Source organism: Actibacterium sp. 188UL27-1 (genome assembly GCF_016901225.1).
Taxonomy (GTDB): Bacteria; Pseudomonadota; Alphaproteobacteria; order Rhodobacterales; family Rhodobacteraceae; genus 188UL27-1.
On the sequence record NZ_JAFEUL010000018.1, the window covers coordinates 18,643 to 39,944 of the forward strand.

Annotated in this window: 21 protein-coding genes; 6 read left to right on the plus strand and 15 right to left on the minus strand. The window is 59.5% G+C overall.

Features of this window, described 5'->3' with window-relative positions; all coding sequences use genetic code 11:
- Positions 1-19: 19 nt before the first annotated feature.
- Positions 20-1,558: a Ppx/GppA family phosphatase gene (locus IU397_RS18455; RefSeq protein ID WP_204416610.1), complete on the plus strand. Its 1,539-nt coding sequence runs from the start codon at positions 20-22 to the stop codon at positions 1,556-1,558.
- Between the two features lie 124 nt (positions 1,559-1,682).
- Here the strand turns inward: IU397_RS18455 and IU397_RS18460 are convergent, their stop codons facing one another.
- From IU397_RS18460 to IU397_RS18475, 4 genes are all read right to left on the minus strand, one after another.
- The gene (locus IU397_RS18460) at positions 1,683-2,036 is read right to left on the minus strand and encodes a hypothetical protein (protein ID WP_204416612.1); all 354 of its coding nucleotides are present in this window, start codon (positions 2,034-2,036) and stop codon (positions 1,683-1,685) included.
- A 38-nt stretch (positions 2,037-2,074) separates the two neighbouring features.
- On the minus strand, positions 2,075-3,082 hold the full coding sequence (locus tag IU397_RS18465; protein WP_204416736.1) for an endonuclease/exonuclease/phosphatase family protein: 1,008 nt from the start codon (positions 3,080-3,082) through the stop codon (positions 2,075-2,077).
- 5 nt (positions 3,083-3,087) lie between these two features.
- Positions 3,088-3,759, minus strand: a complete 672-nt coding sequence (locus IU397_RS18470; RefSeq protein WP_204416614.1) for a molecular chaperone DjiA — start codon at positions 3,757-3,759, stop codon at positions 3,088-3,090.
- A 67-nt stretch (positions 3,760-3,826) separates the two neighbouring features.
- Positions 3,827-4,429 (minus strand): VOC family protein, encoded by a 603-nt coding sequence (locus IU397_RS18475; protein ID WP_204416616.1) that lies wholly within the window; start codon positions 4,427-4,429, stop codon positions 3,827-3,829.
- 126 nt (positions 4,430-4,555) lie between these two features.
- Between IU397_RS18475 and nhaA the strand changes: the two genes are divergently transcribed.
- Complete coding sequence (nhaA, locus tag IU397_RS18480; RefSeq protein ID WP_204416618.1) at positions 4,556-5,752, plus strand: Na+/H+ antiporter NhaA; 1,197 nt, start codon at positions 4,556-4,558, stop codon at positions 5,750-5,752.
- A 22-nt stretch (positions 5,753-5,774) separates the two neighbouring features.
- Here nhaA and IU397_RS18485 read toward each other — a convergent pair whose 3' ends face one another.
- Both IU397_RS18485 and scpA read right to left on the minus strand, forming a co-directional pair.
- Entirely contained in the window at positions 5,775-6,155 is a 381-nt protein-coding gene (locus IU397_RS18485; protein WP_204416620.1) for a nuclear transport factor 2 family protein, read from the minus strand.
- Complete coding sequence (scpA, locus tag IU397_RS18490) at positions 6,152-8,296, minus strand: methylmalonyl-CoA mutase (RefSeq protein WP_204416622.1); 2,145 nt, start codon at positions 8,294-8,296, stop codon at positions 6,152-6,154. The genes IU397_RS18485 and scpA overlap by 4 nt, the downstream gene beginning before the upstream one ends.
- 149 nt (positions 8,297-8,445) lie before the next feature.
- Here scpA and IU397_RS18495 point away from each other — a divergent pair, with 149 nt between their 5' ends.
- The gene (locus tag IU397_RS18495) at positions 8,446-8,916 is read left to right on the plus strand and encodes a DUF4174 domain-containing protein (protein ID WP_204416624.1); all 471 of its coding nucleotides are present in this window, start codon (positions 8,446-8,448) and stop codon (positions 8,914-8,916) included.
- Between the two features lies 1 nt (position 8,917).
- Here IU397_RS18495 and IU397_RS18500 read toward each other — a convergent pair whose 3' ends face one another.
- The 9 genes from IU397_RS18500 to IU397_RS18535 form a co-directional block, all read right to left on the minus strand.
- Positions 8,918-10,486 carry a hypothetical protein gene (locus tag IU397_RS18500; protein ID WP_204416626.1) on the minus strand — a complete coding sequence of 523 codons (1,569 nt, stop codon included), beginning with the start codon at positions 10,484-10,486 and terminating at the stop codon, positions 8,918-8,920.
- The gene (locus IU397_RS18505; RefSeq protein WP_204416628.1) at positions 10,483-12,483 is read right to left on the minus strand and encodes an acetyl/propionyl/methylcrotonyl-CoA carboxylase subunit alpha; all 2,001 of its coding nucleotides are present in this window, start codon (positions 12,481-12,483) and stop codon (positions 10,483-10,485) included. Before IU397_RS18505 ends, IU397_RS18500 begins: the two co-directional genes overlap by 4 nt.
- A 129-nt stretch (positions 12,484-12,612) precedes the next feature.
- Entirely contained in the window at positions 12,613-12,810 is a 198-nt protein-coding gene (locus IU397_RS18510) for a hypothetical protein (RefSeq protein WP_204416630.1), read from the minus strand.
- A 340-nt stretch (positions 12,811-13,150) separates the two neighbouring features.
- The gene (locus IU397_RS18515) at positions 13,151-13,507 is read right to left on the minus strand and encodes a hypothetical protein (protein WP_204416632.1); all 357 of its coding nucleotides are present in this window, start codon (positions 13,505-13,507) and stop codon (positions 13,151-13,153) included.
- A 315-nt stretch (positions 13,508-13,822) separates the two neighbouring features.
- A complete protein-coding gene (locus tag IU397_RS23660) occupies positions 13,823-13,948 on the minus strand; it encodes a hypothetical protein (RefSeq protein WP_255569828.1) in 126 nt (41 codons plus the stop codon).
- A 223-nt stretch (positions 13,949-14,171) separates the two neighbouring features.
- Positions 14,172-14,555 (minus strand): DUF6497 family protein, encoded by a 384-nt coding sequence (locus IU397_RS18520; protein ID WP_204416634.1) that lies wholly within the window; start codon positions 14,553-14,555, stop codon positions 14,172-14,174.
- Positions 14,552-14,902, minus strand: a complete 351-nt coding sequence (locus IU397_RS18525; RefSeq protein WP_204416636.1) for a hypothetical protein — start codon at positions 14,900-14,902, stop codon at positions 14,552-14,554. Before IU397_RS18525 ends, IU397_RS18520 begins: the two co-directional genes overlap by 4 nt.
- Positions 14,902-15,309: a RidA family protein gene (locus IU397_RS18530; RefSeq protein ID WP_204416638.1), complete on the minus strand. Its 408-nt coding sequence runs from the start codon at positions 15,307-15,309 to the stop codon at positions 14,902-14,904. The genes IU397_RS18525 and IU397_RS18530 overlap by 1 nt, the downstream gene beginning before the upstream one ends.
- Before the next feature lie 106 nt (positions 15,310-15,415).
- Positions 15,416-16,948 (minus strand): acyl-CoA carboxylase subunit beta, encoded by a 1,533-nt coding sequence (locus IU397_RS18535; protein ID WP_204416640.1) that lies wholly within the window; start codon positions 16,946-16,948, stop codon positions 15,416-15,418.
- Positions 16,949-17,238: 290 nt separating this feature from the next.
- Here IU397_RS18535 and IU397_RS18540 point away from each other — a divergent pair, with 290 nt between their 5' ends.
- From IU397_RS18540 to IU397_RS18550, 3 genes are all read left to right on the plus strand, one after another.
- Positions 17,239-18,585, plus strand: a complete 1,347-nt coding sequence (locus IU397_RS18540) for a M10 family metallopeptidase C-terminal domain-containing protein (RefSeq protein WP_204416642.1) — start codon at positions 17,239-17,241, stop codon at positions 18,583-18,585.
- 68 nt (positions 18,586-18,653) lie between these two features.
- Complete coding sequence (locus IU397_RS18545; protein WP_204416644.1) at positions 18,654-19,874, plus strand: multidrug effflux MFS transporter; 1,221 nt, start codon at positions 18,654-18,656, stop codon at positions 19,872-19,874.
- Positions 19,875-19,921: 47 nt separating this feature from the next.
- Positions 19,922-21,301 carry a short-chain fatty acyl-CoA regulator family protein gene (locus IU397_RS18550; protein ID WP_204416646.1) on the plus strand — a complete coding sequence of 460 codons (1,380 nt, stop codon included), beginning with the start codon at positions 19,922-19,924 and terminating at the stop codon, positions 21,299-21,301.
- Position 21,302: the final 1 nt, after the last annotated feature.

The window sequence follows — 21,302 nt, forward strand, 5'->3', positions numbered from 1 at the left end:
ACACCAAGGGACAGAGGCCATGGACGGCAGGGCTGACACGCCAGAAAGCCAGACCGCGGATTGGGGCGCGTTCGGTCGGCCGATCTTCGACAATCCCGAAGCACGCGCCCTGTCGCGGGTTGGGGTGATTGATGTGGGCTCTAACTCGGTCCGGCTTGTGGTCTTTGACGGTGCGGCGCGGTCGCCCGCCTATTTTTACAACGAAAAGGTCATGTGCGGCCTGGGGCGGGACATGGGCGAGACCGGCCATTTACATCCCGAAGGCCGCGCGCGCGCCCTGTCTGCGATCAAACGGTTTGTGGCCTTGGCAGATGGCATGGGGATCCCGCCGCTGACCGCAGTGGCCACCGCTGCCGTCCGCTCTGCCACGGATGGTACAGATTTTTGCGCCCAGGTTCTGGAAGAGACCGGCCTTGATCTTTACGTCATTGACGGGGAGGAGGAGGCGCGCCTGTCTGCCCAGGGCGTCCTGCTTGGCTGGCCTGACGCGCAAGGCCTGGTGTGCGACATCGGCGGGTCCTCCATGGAGCTGGCCACCGTAGACGGCGGCGACGTTGGTGCGCGCGTCAGCTCTCCCCTTGGCCCACTGCGGTTGACCGGAAACAAGAACAAGCGGCGTGACCAAATCGACCATTGGCTAGACAAGATGGCGGAAACGATCAAACCCCATCGCCGCCTCTACCTGGTTGGCGGATCGTGGCGCGCCGTGGCCCGGCTGGATATGGTCCGACGCGATTATCCGATGGCGGTTCTGCACGATTACCAGATGACACCGCGTTCAATCCGCCAAACGCTGGATTGGGTAAAGGCCCATGACCTTGACGAACTGCGCCATATGGCCGGGCTTTCATCGGCCCGGATCTCGCTCGTACCCCTTGCAGGAGAGGTGCTGCGCCGCCTGATGAATCGTTTCGAGATCAAGCAGGTCACAACCTCAAGTTACGGAATCCGGGAGGGCATGCTCTACGAACAGATGTCCCGGGATCTGCGCATGCGCAATCCCCTTATCGAAGCCTGCCGATATGACGAGGCCCGCAATGCCCGCCTGCCCGGCTTCGGACGCACGCTTTACAAGTTCATCTTGCCGATTTTTTCAACCACCCGGATGCCCAAACACCTGATCAAGGCGGCCTGCCTGTTGCACGATGTCAGCTGGCGCGCCCATCCCGATTACCGAGCGGAGGTCTGTTTCGACAATACAACCCGTGGCAATCTCGGCGGTATTGACCATGAAGGGCGGATTTTTCTGGGCCTCGCCCTGCTTCACCGCTACCGCAACGCCCGCCCCGGCAATCGGATCGAACCACTATTGGGACTGATCGGGCCCAAGATGACGAAACAGGCGGAAATTCTGGGCAAGGCGATGCGGTTCGGTGCCATGTTTTCTGTCGCGGCGCCCGAACGACTGGGTACTCTGCGCCACCGGCCCAAACGTCACGAATTGGAACTGACGCTGCCGCCCCGATCCGCCGCCCTTTACGGTGAGGTCGCCGCCGCCCGCTTCAACTCGCTCGCCCAAGCCCTAGATGCAGAACAAATCGTCAAGTTCACGAAATAACGACTGCCAAACCAACTTCATTATGCGTTCGGAAATATCCCCGCCGGAGGCTTAAAATCTTACGGTGCAACAGAAGGATTGATGCCTCCGGCGGGGATATTTCCGAACGCATAATGAAGGCAGATCAAAGCTCGATATCGCCAGATGGATCTGAGGGTAAAGGCGTCTTCCGCCGCAGGATGATATCGCCATTGGGCATGCGTTCTGGCGGATGATACATGTTCATCTCGCCCACCATATCCGCCAGTTCCCGAAATGCAGGTTCGATGTTGTCGGCCAAACCCCGCAGGGCTGGCTCGAGCTCTTCCATCATCTTGTCCATGTCGGGCTCGATCTCGTCGGCAAGTCCGCGAAAAAACATCATGGCACCGCGTTCGATCAGCCCCATGCCCTCGGACATGTCACCGGATTGTTCCTCGGCGATGGCGGCAGATGTAGAAAGCGCGGCCAGGAGCGCCAATGCTTGTACGTGTTTCATTTTGCCAATGTATATCAAATCAGCCGGCGTTTGAACGGTCAGAGTGAAATATCCAACGTGACAGGAAAATGATCGCTGGCCGTCAGAAGGGCCTCCCGCAATGCGTGATCCTGAAAACAGGGACCATCGTCAAAAGGGTGCCAGATCCGCCAGATTGGCTCGCGCTTGGCCAGATCAGGTGACACCATGATGTAATCCAACAGGGCCGACAGGTAGCGCTGTTCGTGTGGTTGCCAGAACCGGGCCGTTTCAAATCGCCCCGCGGTCGGACCCGACAGGGCCTGTTTCGCATGGGGTTCAACGAGTGCTGGCGCGGTGTCCTCCCCCCAGCCCAGCACAATCTCCAGGCCAGATCGTCCGAAGAGTTGTTCATACTCGTCCAAACCCGGGCCGTCGTTGAAATCGCCCAAGACGATCAAGGCCTCTGCGGCGTTCAAATGAGCGACCACACGGCGGCGCAACCAGATGCATTGGGCCAGTTGCTTGCGACGGTTGGCAATGGCGATGCGCAGCACATCTGCCTCCGATTTCGCCCCATGGGGTGCCTTTGATTTCACATGAACACCGATCACACGGATGACCTGCCCCCCCGCCGTGACCTTCAGTTCCAAGGGCGGCTTAGAAAAGACGACCCGATCCGGCGTGTCATCGATATCCAGATCAATGTCGAAGGCGTCGTCAAAGCGCGGTACATCGCCTGCCTCTGAGGGGTCATGGAGTGCACCCAGGCGCTCGGGGTCGAAAAGCAGCGCGATCTCCTGCTGTGTATCATTGGCAAACCCGATCACCGCACGGCGCGCCCGTAGTCCAGCCCAGGCGGCAAAGTGTTCAAGTGCCGGGCCCGTGCGGCGAACCCGACCGGTATCTGGGGCCTCAACGACCAGCGCGGCATCCGCATCGAGCGCGCGAAAAACATGGCGTAGTGCCTTAGCCTGCTGGGCCCGCGTCACATCGCGCCGACCAGACCAACCCCCATCCAGAAACAGTGCGCCCGCATCGTCAAAAAGCGCGTCGAACCATTCGACATTATAAGTGGCGATCCTCAGATCCATCAGCCGCCGATCTCTTCCCAGGCGCGGTTGATCGCGATCAGGCGTTTCTCGGCCAGTTTCACGGCCTCTTCCGGGACACCGCGCGCCAGCATGACATCCGGGTGGCTTTCACGCACCAGACGGCGCCAGGCCACGCGGATCTCTTCGCGGCTGGCGCCAGGCTCGACCCCCAGAACATCATGGGGGTCGGGGCGGCTATCGGGAACGAACCGCGCCCGGATGGAACGGAAATCGCGCCCCTGCACGCCAAAGATCTCGGCCACGCGCTTGAGGAATTCGTTCTCGTTGGGGTGATACTCCCCATCGGCCATGGCGATATGAAACAACCCCTCCAGCAGGTCAACAAGAGCGGCATGGCCCTGATCGAACATACTGCCGATCCGGGTCGCATATTCCTCGAACCCGGCCACGTCCTGGCGGGCCAGGTTAAAGACGCGGGCCGCATTAGCTTCCTCGGATTCGGGAATGGTAAAGATCTCCCGAAAGGCCGTGACCTCATCGCGGGTGACCATGCCGTCGGCCTTGGCCATCTTGGCCCCCAGGGCAATGACGGCAATTGCAAAGGCGACCGACCGTTCCGGCGGCGCGCGCAGCCGGTCAAAGACCGTCGCCAGCCCTTCCCCCTGTGCCAGTGCCGCAACGGCGTCAGCTATTCTGCTCCAAATCGACATGAACAAAATCCTAACCCACCGTCAGGGGGCGGAAAAGTACGGTATTACGTAAGGATAGGGTGCTTTGTTACCCCAGTTCGCGCGTCCCATGGGGGGTCTGGATTCTGGCCCGCAACCCGGCGGGACCGGCCACAAACGACACGCGGTCATCCTGGAACGGAAGGCTTTCGCGCAACGCGTCTGCATCGGGATGGGACACGTCAAGCTGCAACAGGCGGGCGCCGATATCCGGCAAAGCCGCTGCCGGATGCGGTCCATCCCACGTGATCAAGGCGGGATGCATATTGTCGAATGGCAAAATGCCGGTTGCCGGCACGGCCATGCGCCAGCGATACGCCCCGCGGGCCAAGTCAACGGGCTGACCGGCCCCCGGATCCACTTGGCCCAGCGCTTGGTCGATGTCATCGGATCGCAGAATCCAGTTGGTCACGCGCGGCTTACCCTGGAACCGGTCCAGATCGAACCACCTCGGATAGGCTGGCGGTGGCGCATCCGGGTCAATGGTGATGACCTCCAGATATTCGGCAGGGCCAAGGGACATCAGAGCGTTATGCGTACCGAAATGGGCATGTTGGCCACCGGGCTGCAAAGACAGCCCGAGTTGCTCTTCGACCCAGCCGGTACCGGTGGCCAGATCAGGAGCTGCGATGGCGATATGGTCGAAAAGCATAAATTCACCTCGGTTTGACAGTACAAAGGGCTATTTTTTGTGATTTTGTGCAGTCCTGTATTGCACCAAACGCAGCATGCGTTACTCCCCCGTTCAATGGTAGACCTCGCAACTTGGATGATTTGAATGGCCATTTCCAGCACCATAGAACGCCTTTTCCGCCATGATGCCGCGGGGGGTGTTTTGTTGATGCTATCGGCCATTGCAGCGCTTGTCGTGGCCAATAGTGCGCTTGCGCCGTTCTATGACAGCATTCTGGGGGCCTATCTGTCGGTCTTGATCGATGGCGAGGACCTGTCGAAACCGGTGATCTTGTGGATCAATGACGGTTTGATGGCGATCTTCTTTTTCTATGTCGGGTTGGAGTTGAAGCGCGAATTGCTGGAAGGCAAGCTGAAGAACCCGCGCGACGTGGTGTTGCCCGGCTTGGCCGCTGTCGGGGGCATGGCCTTGCCCGCCATCATTTTTGCCATGATCAACTGGGGGGACCCGGTACGGATGACAGGCTGGGCGATCCCGGCTGCCACGGACATTGCCTTTGCGCTGGGAGTTCTGGCGCTGCTGGGCAGCCGAGCGCCCATATCTCTCAAGATCTTTTTGCTGACCCTGGCCATTCTGGATGACATGGGCGCGATCCTCATCATCGCCTTTTTCTATACCGAGGAACTTAAGGTCACCTACCTGGTGATGGCTTTTGTCCCCTTGGCGGCGATGGTCATCCTCAACCTCAGGGCCGTCCACCGGACCGGGCCGATCCTGATGCTGGGTGTTGTGTTGTGGTATCTGGTGCTGAAATCCGGCATCCATGCAACACTGGCGGGGGTGATCCTGGCATTCTGCATCCCGCTGAAAGATCGCTGGGGCAAATCCCCGCTGCATTCACTGGAACATGGGGTTCAACCCTATGTCACATTCCTGATCGTGCCGATCTTTGCCTTTGCCAATGCAGGCGTTGTACTGGACGGGTTGTCCCTTGCCGACCTCCTTGCGCCGTTGCCGTTGGGGATCACACTGGGTTTGATCGTGGGCAAGCAGATTGGCGTGTTCGGGTTCACCTGGGCCACAGTGAAGCTGGGCTATGCCCGCCTGCCCCATGGCGCCAACTGGCTGCATATTTACGGTGTGGCCTGCCTGGCCGGGATCGGGTTCACCATGTCATTGTTCATCGGGTCGCTCAGCTTTGACGATCCGATCCTGATGAACCAGGTGCGGCTGGGTGTTCTGGCCGGTTCCGTCATCTCTGCCGTGATGGGATATGGGGCGTTGATCGTGGCCTCCCGCAAGGCCACCGAAGAGGATGCGGATCCGGTGCCTGCCCAGTAACATCCGTCAGGCCGCTGCGGGCTCAGGTGACGCCAAGAATGGCGATATCCGCATAGACCCGCCAGTCGCAGATCCTGTCCCCGTCAAATCGGTAAATGTCGGTGCAAGGCAGATCGATCGGCGCATCATCGGCGACCCGTTGGAAATGAGAGATCACTTCGATCACCGCTGTCTGGGTGGCGTCGTCCTCGGCCTGCCAGCACAGGGTATGGCCAGTCCAGCGGATCCGGGCGGCCTGGCTTTCCATATAGCGGCGGATCCCGTCTATGCCTGCCACTGGTTCCCGGGCGCCCACACGGTAGCGGACATCCGGTGTGAAGAACTGCGCGCCCGTCTCCCAGTCGCCCGCACCCAGCAGATGTTCCATCTGCGCGATGCGCTCCAACCGGGAATAGTTGCTCATTCCGCAGCCTCGGGCCGCGCCTTGCGGATCAGATTCAGGATGTCCTGAGCCGCGCTGGGAATATTCGTGCCCGGGCCAAAGATCGCTTTGACGCCGGCATCATAGAGATACTGATAATCCTGTTGGGGGATCACGCCACCGCAGATCACGATGATCTCTCCCGCGCCCTGCTGTTTCAGAGCGGTGATCAGTTTGGGAGCGAGGGTCTTGTGGCCCGCAGCCTGGGAACTGATGCCAATGACATGGACATCGTTGTCGATGGCATCCTGCGCGGCCTCGTCCGGGGTCTGGAACAGGGGGCCCACATCCACATCAAAGCCAATATCGGCGAAAGCCGTGGCAATGACCTTGGCGCCGCGGTCATGGCCGTCCTGGCCCATCTTGACGACGAGCATGCGCGGGCGGCGCCCCTCGGCCTCGGCAAAGGCCTCGACCGATGTCTGGATGGCAGCGAAATCATCATCGCCTTCGTAGGCGGCGCCATAGACACCGGCCAGCGTCTTGACCTCGGCCCGGTGGCGGCCAAAGGCCTGTTCCATGGCCAGGCTGATTTCACCGACCGTGGCGCGGGCGCGCGCGGCTTCCACGGCCAGCGCGAGGAGATTCCCCTCACCGGTGGAGGCGGCCTGCTCAAGCGCCGCAAGGGCGCCATCGCAAGCCGCCGCATCACGCGTGCCGCGGATGCCCGCCAGTTGCGTGACCTGTGCCTCCCGCACGGCTGTATTATCGATATCGCGGATGTCGATCGGGTCCTCTTGGTCAAGGCGATACTTGTTGACGCCGACAATGACCTCCTCACCGCGGTCGATCATGGCCTGGCGCCGGGCGGCGGTTTCCTCGATCCGCAGCTTGGGCATGCCAGAGGCCACGGCCTTGGTCATGCCCCCCATCTCCTCGACTTCTTCGATCAGGGCCCAGGCCTGGTCCGCCAGTTCCGCGGTCAGGTTTTCGACATAGTAACTGCCCGCCAGCGGATCGACGACATTGGTAATGCCCGTTTCCTCTTGCAGGATCAGTTGGGTATTGCGTGCGATGCGAGACGCGAAATCGGTGGGCAGCGCAATCGCCTCGTCCAAGGCGTTGGTGTGCAACGACTGGGTCCCACCAAGTGCCGCAGCCATAGCCTCGTAAGCGGTGCGGACCACGTTGTTATAGGGGTCTTGCTCTTGCAAACTGACACCGGAAGTCTGGCAATGGGTGCGCAACATCGATGATTTGGGGTTTTTCGGCTCGAACTCCGCCATGATCCGGTGCCAGAGCAGGCGCGCCGCCCGCAGCTTGGCCGCTTCCATGAAGAAATTCATCCCGATGGCAAAGAAAAACGATAGCCGCCCGGCAAAGGCATCCACATCCATCCCCCGACTGATCGCGGCGCGCACATATTCGCGGCCATCGGCCAGGGTGTAGGCCAGTTCCTGCACCAGGTTCGCACCCGCCTCCTGCATGTGATAGCCGGAAATGCTGATCGAGTTGAACTTCGGCATCTCAGCCGCCGTGTATTCAATGATATCCGCGATGATCCGCATCGACGGCTCAGGAGGATAAACGTAAGTGTTGCGCACCATGAACTCCTTCAGAATGTCGTTCTGAATGGTGCCCGACAGGACCGCACGGTCATGGCCCTGCTCTTCGCCGGTGACGATGAAATTGGCCAAGATCGGGATCACGGCACCGTTCATCGTCATCGATACGCTGACCTTGTCCAGGGGGATGCCGTCGAACAGCACTTTCATGTCCTCGACCGAATCGATGGCGACGCCGGCCTTGCCGACATCCCCTTCGACCCGGGGATGGTCACTATCATAGCCCCGGTGGGTTGCCAGATCGAAGGCCACGCTGACACCCTGCTGCCCGGCCGCCAAGGCCTTGCGGTAAAACGCATTGCTTTCCTCGGCGGTGGAGAAGCCTGCGTATTGCCGGATTGTCCAGGGGCGGCCCGCATACATTGTGGCCTTGACCCCGCGCGTGAACGGCGCCTGCCCAGGCACGCCCCCCATATGGTCCAGGCCCACCGTGTCTGCCGCCGTGTAGACCGGCTTGACCCGGATCCCTTCCAGCGTCTCCCAGGTCAGATCCTCCACCGCGCGTCCGCGCAACTCCTTCGCGGCAAGCTCTTTCCAGTCCTCAGGCAGATCTGTCATCGGGCACTCCTTGGGTCGGCGGCAACCCGGCAAATACCGCACGCTGCCAGTGTTCAGATGGATCGCGCCGCGGCATTCCGGGCGCACACGAAAATTTGGGCATTCCAACCGGCGTCGGGCGGCTTATATGGGCAATGACCGGAGGCTTCATGAAACCAATCATACCACTTCTTTTGGCAATCGGCCTGACAGGCCCGGCCGCATTGGCCCAAGACACCACATCGGCCGAAACGGCGGCCACACCTGAGGGCGTGACCGTCATCGACGCAAACCAAGTCGATCTGGGCGAATTCCTGTGGCAAAAGCGCCCCGTGGTCGTCTTTGCCCAGACCCAACTTGATCCGGCCTTTACCCGCCAGATGGAGTTGTTGACCGCCCGCAGCGAAGAATTGCGCGAGCGCGATGTGGTCATCATCACGGATACCGATCCGTCAGAGCCTACGGAATTGCGTCGCAAACTGCGCCCACGCGGCTTCATGTTGGTGCTCATCGGCAAGGATGGCGGCGTCAAGCTGCGCAAACCCTTCCCCTGGGACGTGCGCGAGATCAGCCGCTCCATCGACAAGATGCCCCTGCGGAAACAGGAATTGCGGGACCGCAAGCTGGAGTTGTCGCAATAGATCATCCCCCCATCCCCGGCTGGAAGACAAAGCGAGAGCCGGGCGGAAGTTCCTGCGCCCAGTCCCGCACGTGATCCGCAAACGGTGCCGTATCGGTACCGGGGGCGACCAGAAACATCACTTCACGCCAGCCGATATAGGGGGAGGTGTACCTCATCTGCAAAAGGCCCAGGCGCTGCCAATCCGGGCCGATTTCCCGGGCAAGCCATGGCTCGTAAATCATGGCGAACTCAATGCCGCGCTCCGCGAGAAGATCCGCAGCCCAGCCCGGTTCAGCCCCTGAAAGACGCGCGGCTCGCGCCTCGTGATTGGCCAGGCCCCACAGGTCCAGCACGTAATCAGGATTGCGCCAGGCCACCCAGCCCAGATCATTGACGCCAACAGGCTGCTTTAGATGCTGCTTGGCCAGCCGTGCCATCTGTGCCTGCTGTAAATGGACCGGTCGGGTCGTGTATGGAAAAACAGTGGCCGCCAGACTGACATAGAAGACACCAACATAGACGATGGTCAGAACCGGCGCGATAAGCAGTGTGCGGGTCCCGGTCGCACCGACAGCAGCGACGACTGAAGCGGCGAGGGTCACGAAGATGTAGACCTCATACCGGTTCATCCAGCCGAATTTCCCCAAGGCGATATGGGCCAATGCCGCCAGGATCGCAGCAGCCAGGACCCACATCACATGCGATTGGCGCACACGCGGGTGGAGCAAAAGCGCCATGCCGATTGCGACAAGAGCCAGAAGACCGCGCTGAACATAGCCTGTTAGCAAAGTGTTATCGAACTGCAGAAAGCCACCCGCCTCCTCCCCGACATCCGCCAACTTGGCGGAGACAGAACTGGGTAAGGGCTCCAACCCCAACGACATCAAAAACCCCACGAACGCCGCGGTCGGCAGAACGGCCAATGCGGCCAACCCAAATGCCGCGACGGATCTGCCAAACAGCATAACCACGCCCGCGGCAGCCAAGGATAACGCCGCTCCTTCAAACCGCAACAACGGGGCCAAGGCAATGCCCAGGATCAGCAGCCAACCGACCTGCCCGAAGGCCGTGAACGTCAACAGGCCAGAGATGATCGCCAGGCTCGCCGCCACATGCAGGCTATGCTCCATCCCCGTGAAAGCAACGCCCACCATGTTGAGCGCCAAGGGTCCGATGATGGCCAGCAGCATGCCCCAGACCGTGCCGCTCAATCCCCCTTGCAACAGGATCCGCCCCCATAGCAGCGCCGCGGCAGCCAATCCGACGATATTCCAGATCAGCGGCAGGTAGCGCTGAAGTTCCTCCCCCGCAAAAGGCAGCAAAAGAAATGGGAACAGGATCGACGACGCAGCGGCCGCGTACTCCCCTGCATTGACCCCATAGCCGCCGTTGCGGATCTGCTCTGCAATAGACATGTGGATATAAGGATCATCCAGCGGATACTCAAAGTAACCGCCAGCGACCACGTAAGTGGCGATCTGTAACGCCAAAAACGCCAGCAGGGCCACACCACAGGCAAGGATCGGCAACAGATAGGCCGAACCCGCCTGGTCAGGCATGTCCCCAGAAGCATCTGCAGCCGTCGTCATTCAAACTCCATGATCACGTCATCCACGGCCAGACTATCACCGGCCGCTGCATTGATCTTGGATACAATACCTTTGCGTTCTGCCCGCAGGATATTCTCCATCTTCATGGCTTCAACGGTGCATAGGTTCTGCCCCTCCTGCACTTCATCACCCTCGGCCACGTTGACCGTCACAATCAGGCCGGGCATGGGGCAGAGCAGCAGTTTCGATGTGTCAGGCGCTATCTTTTCGGGCATCAATGCCGCCAATTCTGCCTGCCGCGGGGTCCAGACCTGCACCTTGATATCGGCGCCGCGATACCGGATCCGGTAACCAGATGTCGCCTTGCCCACTTTCAGCACGGTTTCGACCCCGTCGATCTCGATCCGGGCGAGGCTCTGGCCCGGGGTCCACGCGCTGACGATCCGCAGGGCAGAGCCATCGTCGAAGGTCACCGTGGTCCCGTCCCGATCAGCATCCGTGGTGCAGGTAAAGCGTGCGCCGTTCACCGCGACGATCCAGTCAGTGCCCACCTTGCGTTCGTGGTTGTCCATCCGTCCGCTGATCCGGGCTCGCCGGATCTCGGCCACGCGGTACATGGCAGCCGCCGCAGCAGCGATCCGGCGCTGGGTCTCCTCATTGGGATGAACACCGTCAAACCCATCGGGATATTCCTCGGCGATAAAGGCGGTCGTGATCTCGCCCGACACGAATTTCGGATGATCCATCACCGCCGACAGAAACGGCAGGTTATGCCCGATCCCTTCCAGCTCAAAGGAATCAAGGGCGGTCCGCATACCACCAATGGCCTCGGCCCGAGTGGGCGCCCATGTGCACAACTTGGCGATCATCGGATCGTAGAACATGCTGATCTCACCACCTTCATACACCCCGGTATCATTCCGCACCACATGGGTATCGGTGGCCACTTCCTGGGGGGGGCGATAGGTCACCAGCCGCCCGATGGAGGGAAGGAAGTTGCGATAGGGATCCTCGGCGTAAAGCCGGCTTTCCATCGCCCAACCGTTCAACTGCACATCGGCTTGCGTCAGGGTCAAAGGCTCGCCATTGGCGACGCGGATCATCTGCTCCACCAGATCAACGCCAGTGATCAATTCGGTCACGGGATGTTCGACCTGCAGGCGGGTATTCATCTCCAGGAAATAGAAGTTCCGGTCGCCATCGACGATGAACTCAACCGTCCCCGCACTGGTATAGCCCACTGCCTGGGCCAAGGCGCACGCCTGCTCCCCCATGGCCTTGCGGGTCGCCTCGTCCAGGAACGGGCTTGGCGCCTCTTCGATGACCTTCTGGTTGCGCCGCTGGATAGAGCATTCGCGCTCCCCCAGATAGATGCAATTCCCATGGGCATCGGCCAGCACCTGAATTTCAATGTGGCGCGGTTGCGTGACGAATTTTTCAATGAAAATCCGGTCATCGCCGAAACTGTTGGCCGCCTCGTTCTTGGATGACTGAAAGCCCTCCCGCGCTTCCTCGTCATTCCAGGCGATGCGCATCCCCTTGCCGCCGCCACCCGCACTGGCCTTGATCATGACCGGATAGCCGACCTGGCCCGAGATCTTGACCGCCTCCTCCGCATCCTCGATCAGGCCCATATAGCCCGGCACCGTGCTGACCCCGGCCTCCTGAGCGATCTTCTTGCTGGTGATCTTGTCGCCCATCTGCTCGATCGCCGTGGCGGGCGGGCCGATAAAAGCGACACCAGCGGCATTCAGCGCCTCGGCAAACAGCTTGTTCTCGGACAGAAAACCATAGCCCGGATGGACGGCTTCTGCCCCCGTTTCCTTGATCGCGGCCATCACCTTGTCGATGACGATGTAACTTTGGTTCGCGGGCGGAGGCCCGATCAGCACAGCCTCATCCGCCATCTGCACATGCAACGCCTGCGCATCCGCCTCGGAATAAATGGCAACCGTATCGATCCCCATCCGGCGGGCGGTCTTCATTACCCGGCACGCAATTTCCCCTCGGTTCGCGATCAGGATCTTTTTGAACATCTGTTGTCCCTTTGTCTTTGGCCAGCGCCGAATGTCTGCGCATACGAAAAACCGCTGCCGGGCACCTCAGGCCCGACAGCGGTCATGTTTTTCAGACGCGACCCGAAAAACCAGGGCCGCAAAAAGGCGTTATCTGCCCAGAATGTCGTCGCTAAACACGCCAGCCGTGCCGCCAACGGCCGCGCCGACCAAGGGATCGTTATCCGTTGCTTCCGCCACAACGGCACCTGCCGCCGCACCGGTAAGACCGCGTTCAAAATCGTTGTCGCCACAAGCTGCCAAAGCCGCCATGACAAAAAGACCAGCCATCCAAGTTTTATACTGCATACCGAAGAGCCTCCGCTCGGTGTTGTTATAGAATGTGATGTAAGCGCTAAACCTTGATCGCAAAAGAGGCCGGTCAAAGAAGTGAACATCGCCCGCCGATCATCGGCAATCCATTGCCGGTCATGTCTGTTCGACAAAGAAAAACGAGACCCAACAATCAAGTTGGGCCTCGTTCGAGGGGAAGGGTAACGGTTTTGACATTCGCAGGCGGTAGATATTGTGCTGGAGATCACCGTCTGCAGTGACAACATGCAATACTGTGCGTGATCGCGAAACCCACCATTTATGGGGAGGGTAGAGCGGGCCGTTGTGTGCGCAACTATGCTCCAAACAGGCAACATTAGGACATATTCCGGTCAATTAGGGCCGGAAATGACGATTGCGCCCGTGCCACATCAATCTGCAAAACTGCATCATAGCTTTCGGGGTTGAACGGATCCTCGGCGGGAATGATCTCTCGCCCGAACAACCAATTCAAGCGCCCGGCATCAAGATTACCCCGGGCAAATGGCGCATCGCCATAAAGGTCCCACAGCGCTGTCAGAAACCCCTCATCCGCGCGCCGGTCCGCCGGACGCCGGTCCGCATAACGTTCCCGCGCCCGCAGCGCCGGGGGTGTCCCCTTGGCGGGACGGCGAATTGTAAATTGGAAATCGGTACCCGGAAGGCGACTCGGCATGCCGCGATGTTTTTCCATCAGCCCTGCTCCGGTCGCGGGCGAAAGGATGGAGGGACAGGCACCAGGGCCAATCTCTGCGCGGGCTTAAAACTTTTCGAACGCGGGTTCTGGTTCGATAAAGACGTCTTCTTCTTGCTGAGCACACGCGTCAACGAATGCCAACAAGCCAACAAGCAAGACCGCCTTAATGCCTTTGGACATAGTAGTCTACTGCGATGGGTCGAGAGGCCCGGTACGCGGTGCAGAAAACCGCCACTTGAAAACACCTCTCCTCCCCGGGACTGCGAAGGACGAGGTGCGGGGGCAGGCTGTGACGCCCGCCCCCGAAAGAGCTTAGAACTTGTTGAGAACGGGTTCCGGCTCAACCGGTTCGAAAACAACTTCTTCTTCTTGTTGTGCGCAAGCAGCGACGAACGCCACCAGGCCCACCAGCATAAGTGCCTTGATGCTCTTGGCCATTTTAGTCTCCTGACATAGTTTGACGGCTCGCTCCGACATTGATGCCGATCACGGCCGCCCCGTAGTAAGATACAGACCGCATGGCCGCGGTCTATGTGTAACCTACGCCACAACCCTCTGAAAAAACAGGCATCCAACTGCACGCTGTCCGATTGTGGCTCGAATGCCGCAGCGGCATGGTTACGCCGTCCGAAAACATCAATATTTTGTGCAAAATCGACGCTCATTGCCAAATACAGCCATTTTCCGACGGCTCATAGGCACTGATGAACATTGCTGCATCAGGGTCTGGTGTGCCTCTTGGCACCTCTCTATCCATCAAAATGATCACAATTTGTGCCACATCGGCGGAGGTCAGCCGAAGCGCCTCCAATCCGTCTGTTTCGCACAATCTGTCCAGGTCCAGCGCCACGTCTTCATAGGTCAGATCGCCTGCCCCACGCGCGATCCGCGGCGCCAGATAGCGCAGGACCAACCACGTCTCTCCGGTCCCCGATTGCTCCTCCAGCAGGCTGTCGATCAGCGTGGTCTCCTGCCCCGATGGAAGATCCCCGGCCCACGAACCCGTGGCACAGCAGGCCAGCATTGCGGCCCAAATCACCTTCATTTCAAGGCTTCCTTCAACTTGGCGTGACGCAGCCACCGGGCACGCCGCTCCGGCTCGGCCAGCAATTCAGCCAACTGCGCCTCAAGGGTCGTGCGGTGAAAGGGGTGCATGGCCCGCCCACCTGCACGGACCGTCAAACCAGCGGCGTGACGCTCCACCGACACGACCGGAGAGAAGCCCCGTAGCTTCTGAAGCAGCCGCCACATGTCCTGCCGGACCTGCTGCGCGATCTTCAATCGGCCCGCATCGGGCAATTCCGTCTGGGCCATCACATCGAATCGGGGGGGCAGTTGCCGGGTCACGATAACAACCGCCCCGTCGCGCAGGATATGCCAGTGCGACGCCATTAGCCGGCCTTGTCCGGACGCTTGGCAACGCAGTCGATCTCGACCAATGCGCCCACGGCCAAGGCTGTGACACCGATAGTCGTGCGCGCAGGCCGGCGATCTGCCGGGAAATAGCTTTGATAGGCTGCGTTGAACTCTGCAAAATGTCGGTCGAAGGCCGTCAGGTAGCAGCGGCATTGCAAAACGTGGCTCAGATCCAGACCGAGGCTCTTCAGAACAACTTCCAGATTATCCATCACACGGCGGGTCTGCGCCGCGATGCCCTCAGGCAGCGGCGCGTCAGGCGCCGCCGGATCCGTCGGCATCTGCCCCGTTAGCAGGATCCAACCGCCCTGCTCCACCGCATGGCTGAACGGCGCCACGGGTCGCGGCCCATCCGCGATCACGTGAAAGATCGGGTCAGTCATACAGATACCCCGACGCCCATGACCAAAGCCCTAACTCGGCGACCGGAGCGTATGTATGGTTTGTGCATAGGTTCTGCATACGCTGTGCGGGATCCAGACATGGCCATCACAGCGGGATGTTGTCATGCTTTTTCCACGGGTTCTGCAGCCTTTTGCCCCGCAAGCTCGCAAAGGCGCGCGACACACGACGACGGGTCGAATGGGGCTGAATCACCTCGTCGATAAACCCTTTTTCCGCGGCCACAAAGGGGTTTGCAAACCGATCTTCATAATCCTTGGTCCGCGCCGCGATCTTGTCAGCATCCCCCAACTCGCTGCGATACAGGATCTCGGTCGCGCCCTTGGCTCCCATCACTGCAATCTCGGCAGTTGGCCAGGCATAGTTAAAGTCCCCGCGCAGGTGTTTCGACGCCATCACATCATAGGCCCCGCCATAAGCTTTTCGTGTGATAACAGTGACTTTCGGCACAGTGGCCTCGCCATAGGCAAAAAGCAACTTGGCCCCGTGCTTGATCACGCCACCATATTCCTGACTGGTCCCAGGCAGGAAGCCGGGCACATCGACCAGCGTCAAAATCGGGATCTCAAACGCATCGCAGAACCGCACGAACCGCGCCGCCTTGCGGCTGCTATCGATATCCAGACAGCCCGCCAGCACCATCGGCTGGTTCGCGACAACGCCCACGGTGGCCCCTTCCAGACGGATGAAGCCGGTGATGATGTTCTTGGCAAAGTCTTGTTGTATCTCGTAAAAATCGCCTTCATCGGCAAGTTTCGCGATGAGTTCCTTCATATCGTAAGGCGTGTTGGCATTGGCCGGAACGAGCGTATCCAGACTATACTCCACCCGTGCCGGATCATCGAAAAACGGCCGCACGGGGGGCTTTTCCCGATTATTGAGGGGCAGGAAATCGACCAACCGGCGCACCTCTGCCATCGCCTCCACATCATTCTCGAACGCGCCGTCGGCGACGCTGGATTTCTTGGTATGGGTTGACGCGCCGCCCAGTTCTTCAGCCGTAACCATCTCATTTGTCACGGTTTTCACAACGTCCGGGCCGGTAACGAACATGTAACTGCTATCCTTCACCATAAAGATGAAGTCCGTCATCGCAGGAGAATACACCGCCCCCCCCGCACAGGGCCCCATGATCACGCTGATCTGCGGCACAACCCCAGATGCCATGATGTTGCGCTGGAACACCTCCGCATAACCGGCAAGGGAGGCAACGCCTTCCTGGATACGCGCGCCGCCGCTGTCGTTCAGACCAATGACCGGCGCACCGTTTTGCACCGCCATATCCATGATCTTTGCGATCTTGTTGGCATGGGTTTCAGACAGCGATCCACCAAACACGGTGAAGTCCTGGCTGAACACATAAACCATGCGTCCGTTCACGGTGCCCCAACCGGTGACCACCCCGTCGCCCGCGGGCCGGTCATCTTCCATCCCGAAATCCGTACAGCGATGGGCGACAAACATGTCGAATTCCTCAAAGGACTCCTCGTCCAGCAACAACTCGATTCGCTCGCGTGCCGTTAACTTGCCCTTGGCATGTTGGGCCGCGATCCGCCGCGCGCCGCCACCTTCACGCGCATTTTTACGCCTGCTTTCAAGTTGTTCCAGGATGTCTTTCATGTGTTTCTCCCTGTGCCACGCTGTTTGTATATCTCAAGGGTCGCAGGAGGTTGAAGCGGAAAGGAGCGTATTTGCAAACTCTACTTCGAATACCTTCTGAAAATTGTATATCTGCAAATCGCTCCAAGGATTTTAATCGCCGGTTTACCAAACGGTAATCAGCGGATTTCACCTCAGATGACAGAAACAGATCCAAAAAAACCAGACAATTGCTGTGAGTTATAAGATAACACCGGTAATCCGGCAAAAATGCCGGGTGTGTCTGGTTCTGTGTATTCGGGGAGATCGCTTTGCCAACGAAGCCTGAGATACTCAACGCCCTTCAGTTCGATCTGGACGGCCTTTCAAACAAATGGATCAACCGGACTTCTGACCCGGCCTATGTCTTCACCTATCAGTTCGCCAATGGACGTCAGCCGAGCGACCTATGGCGAGACTATACTGGGTGGAAATCGATGAATGGCGCAGAGCGTGATGCCGTTCGCGAGGGCCTTGATCACATTGAAAGCATTGCGAATATTCGTTTTGTCGAAGTGTCGGGCCAGGCTGATCCAGACCTTAATCTTGGCAAGGCCGACCTGCCGGGATTTGCCGGAATCGGCGGCTACAATTACAGCTATTATGGCGATGGCGGGCTGGCTGAATATGACGCTTTCACCGTCTTTGATACCGGGCTCAATCTGGCCGACAATCCCAGCCTGATCTTACATGAAGTCGGTCATGCCTTGGCCCTGCGTCATCCGTTTGAACATGATGCTGAACTGCCTGCGCAGTTTGAGAGCAACAAATACACGGTCATGTCGTATGATTATAATCCCGATATCCAGGAAAACGGGGATGTTCTGCAACTTTATGACATCCTAGCGTTACAGGATCTCTGGGGCGCCAACACCGAGACGCGCAAGGGCAACACAACCTATTATGGCCCCCGTAGTGAAACAGTCGACGCGATCTATGATGCTGGCGGGACCGACACCCTGTCGGCGCAGAAAAATGTAACGCCCGTCCAGATCGATCTGCGACAAGGGCAATTCTCGCAGTTTAACGGTTACGATGATGTCGTCATCGCCTACGGGACCGTGATCGAGAATGCGCGCGGAAGCCGACTTGGCGATACGATCACCGGCAACACAGCCGATAACCTGATCTGGGGCCATGGCGGCTTTGATGAGATTGACGGTGGCAAAGGTGATGACATGGTCTGGGGCGGTAGCGGCGACGACCGGATCTTTGGTGGCGACGGCGAAGATACGTTGCGCGGTAATCAGGGCAATGATCGCATCAGTGGCGGCTGGGGCCATGACACGCTGATCGGGCATGAAGGCAACGATATCCTGCTCGGCAATCACGGCCATGATCGCATGAATGGCAATAGCGGCAATGATGTCATGACGGGGGGCAAGGGGCGCGATACATTTGCGTTCCGTGAAGGCGGCGACCACGATCGGATCACCGATTTCAAAGATGATATCGACACGATCCTTCTGGATATGGTGGGGGTGAACTCTGTCCACCAAGCCCAGAAAATTGCACAACAAGACGGTGCCGATGTTGTTTACGATTTCGGCGGAGGTGACGTTTTGCGGGTCGAGGATATCCGCATCGCAGCCCTCTGGGACGATCTGACAATCGCCTGACAGATCTGCACAGCAGACCTGCGGTCCGGGCAATGGACAAGTTGCCCGGCCAGTTCTAGCTATTCACGATGGCTGACACCGTTCGAAAACCCGTTTTCCTCGATCAACATACGCCGCCCCACATCATGACGCTGGTTTTGATGGCGGGTGTTTCGGCCATGTCGATGAATATCTTCCTGCCATCCCTGCCCTCCATGGCCGCGTATTACGAGGCTGATCCCTGGATCGTCGCGCTATCGGTGCCGGTCTATCTGGGTGTGAACGGCGTGTTGCAGCTTTTTATCGGCCCAATTTCGGATCGCTATGGCCGCAGACCCGTCCTTCTTTGGGCCGTTGCGGGGTTCATGCTGGCAACGCTAGGCACATTGCTGGCACAGACGGTCGAGGTCTTTTTGATCTTTCGCATGGCCCAAGCGGTGATCACAGCGGGTCTGGTGCTAAGCCGGGCGGTTGTGCGCGACATGGTCGGGCCAAACGAGGCAGCATCGATGATCGGTTATGTCACTATGGGCATGGCGATTGTGCCTATGGTCGCACCGATGGCAGGCGGGGTCCTGGATGAAGCCTTTGGCTGGAAAGCGAATTTCTGGCTTATGCTGATTTGCGGCGGCCTGATCTTTATCCTGATCTGGCGTGATTTGGGCGAAACGGCCACGGCAACCTCCACCAGTTTCGCGGCACAAGTGCGAGACTACCCCGAACTGCTGACATCGCGCCGCTTCTGGGGTTATTGCGCGGCGGCGGCCTTTGCCTCTGGCGCATTCTTTGCCTATCTCGGGGGGGCCCCATTCATTGCGACGGATGTTTTCGGGCTGAGCCCAACAATGATGGGATTTTACTTTGGCGCACCGGCGGTGGGCTATGCCGCCGGAAATTACCTGTCGGGGCGGTATTCGACGCGGTTTGGGCTGAACATGATGGTTCTGACAGGCACAGGTTTGACCCTTTTGGGCATGGTTCTGCTGCTTTTGATCGACTTGAGCACCACCATGCAGCCTGCTGTATTTTTTGGGTTCTTTATCTTTGTGGGCCTGGGCAACGGTCTGGTCATCCCAAACGCAACAGCCGGCATGCTCTCTGTCCGGCCGCATCTGGCGGGAACGGCCAGCGGGCTGGGCGGGGCCATCATGATCGGGGGTGGTGCCGCATTGTCGGCGGTGGCCGGTCTGCTGCTGTCACCGGGATCGGGCGCCTTTCCCTTGCTGCTCCTGATATGCGTGACATCAGCTGTTGCTGTGCTGGCAATCCTTCTGGTGATCCAACGGGAGCGCACATTGGGCGTTGCGTGACCAGTTTGCAAAGACTACGCACCTGTTGAGCAAAGGTGCAAATAGCGATGGCCAATCAGAAACTCTATGCCGGGGTAAAACTGCGAGAAGTCCGGCAGCGCTTGAGCCTGACACAAAAGGCGTTCGCAGCCAAGCTGGGTGTATCCTTGCCCTATCTCAATCAGATGGAAAACAATAATCGCCCGGTTTCCACCGGGGTGGTCCTGGCATTGGCGCAGGAATTCGGCTTCGATGTCACTGAGCTGAGCCTGGGTGAGACCGAGCGTCTGGTCAGTGACATGCGCGAAGCCCTGGCAGATCCGGTTTTTCCCGATACGCCACCTTTGGCCGATCTGAGGTTGGCTGCCTCCAACGCACCAGCTCTGGCCCATGCGTTTCTCGAACTACACCGCGCGTACCGCCAGACCCATGAACGGCTGGCCTCGCTCGATGATGCGCTGGGGCAGTCCCGCGTGCCGGTATCGCCGTGGGAAGAGGTGCGCGATTTCTTCCATTATTGCGACAACTACCTGGATGCAGTCGACCGCGCGGCCGAGCGGATCGCCGATACCGGCGATCCCGTCACCACAGCATTGGGGCGGCTCGCGGCGCGGGGCATCACAATCGCCCAGACCACAGCGGCAGAGTTGCGCATGTATGATGCCGAACAGCAGGTCCTGACCCTGTCGACCCGTGCCTCGGAACCCACGCGCCGGTTTCAGATCCTGCACCACCTGGCCTTGATGGATCACGGGGACCTCATTGATGCGACCCTCGACCTGGCGCGCTTTCATGCGCCCGAGGCCCGCGATATCGCGCGTATCGGGTTGGCGAATTACTTTGCAGGTGCCGCTTTGCTGCCCTATCAACGCTTCCTGACTGCTGCACGAAATACGCGCCATGACGTGGAAGTACTGGCCCGTCAGTTCGGCGCGTCGATCGAGCAGGTGGCCCACCGCTTGTCCACTTTGCAGCGCCCCGGCGCGAAGGGGGTGCCCTTCTTCTTTGTTCGGGTGGATCAGGCCGGCACGATCACCAAACGGCATTCGGCAACGCGGCTGCAATTCGCTCGGTTTGGGGGCGCCTGCCCGTTATGGAATGTTCACCGCGCCTTCGAAACGCCCGGCCAGTTCCTGCGCCAGCTTGCCGAAACACCCGATGGCGTGCGCTATGTCTCGCTCGCCCGCGATGTCAGCAAACCCGGCGGCGCTTGGGGCGCGCCGGTGCGCCGGTTCGCCATCGCGCTTGGATGTGAGGTCGGTCATGCAGGCGCGCTGATCTATGCCGACGGAATGGACGTGGACACACCACAGGCCTTTGAGCCCATCGGTATTTCTTGTCGTATCTGCGAGCGGCGCGATTGCCACCAACGCGCCGTGCCCCCACTGGAGCGAACATTGACCATTCGCCCCCATCACCGCGGCGTCCTGCCCTATGAGATCACATGAT